1 pseudogene is annotated in these 664 nt (G+C 73.0%); it reads left to right on the forward strand.

Annotated elements, in window-relative coordinates:
• Positions 1 to 503: pseudogene (gene fliI, locus GJ693_RS16500) on the forward strand (flagellum-specific ATP synthase FliI); the annotation flags it as partial.
• Positions 504 to 664 lie beyond the last annotated feature (161 nt).

Raw genomic sequence — 664 nt, forward strand, 5'->3', positions numbered from 1 at the left:
CCGGCGCGCGCGGCTATCCGCCGTCGGCGCTGCAGCTGATCGCCGATCTGGCCGAGCGCGCCGGCGGTGACCGCCAGTCGGGCGGCGCCATCACCCTGGTCGCCACGGTGCTGGCCGAAAGCGATGACCGCGCCGATCCGGTGGTGGATGCCGCGCGCGGCGTCATGGATGGCCACGTGCTGCTGTCGCGCCGGCTGGCCGGGCGCGGGCAGTTCCCGGCCATTGATCTGGTCAGCTCGGCCAGCCGGGTGATGATCGACGTCGCCAGCGCCAGCCACGCCGGGGCGGCGCAGCGTTTCCGCCGCATGGTGGCGCTGAACGAGGAAAATCGCGACCTGGTGCTGATGGGCGCCTATGCCCCCGGCCAGGACGCCGAGCTCGACATGGCGCTGGCGCTGCAGCCGGTGCTGGCGGCCTTCATGGCCCAGGATCGCCACCAGCCCGCCGATTTCAGCGATTCGATCGAGACGTTGCTGCAACTGGTGCCGGAGGATGCGGCATGAGCACGCTCGACCGGTTGATCCGCGTGCGCCGCATCCGTGAACGGCTGGCCATGGCCGATCTGGCCCGCGCGCAGGGCCAGGCCGCCGCCGATGCCGCCCTCTTGGAACGGGTGCGCGCGCTGGTGGGCGGGCAGGGTGAGGGCGTGGCCAGCGCCGCCGTC

Origin of the sequence: Sandarakinorhabdus oryzae, from assembly GCF_009733735.1 — a bacterium.
Classification (GTDB): Bacteria; Pseudomonadota; Alphaproteobacteria; order Sphingomonadales; family Sphingomonadaceae; genus Sandarakinorhabdus; species Sandarakinorhabdus oryzae.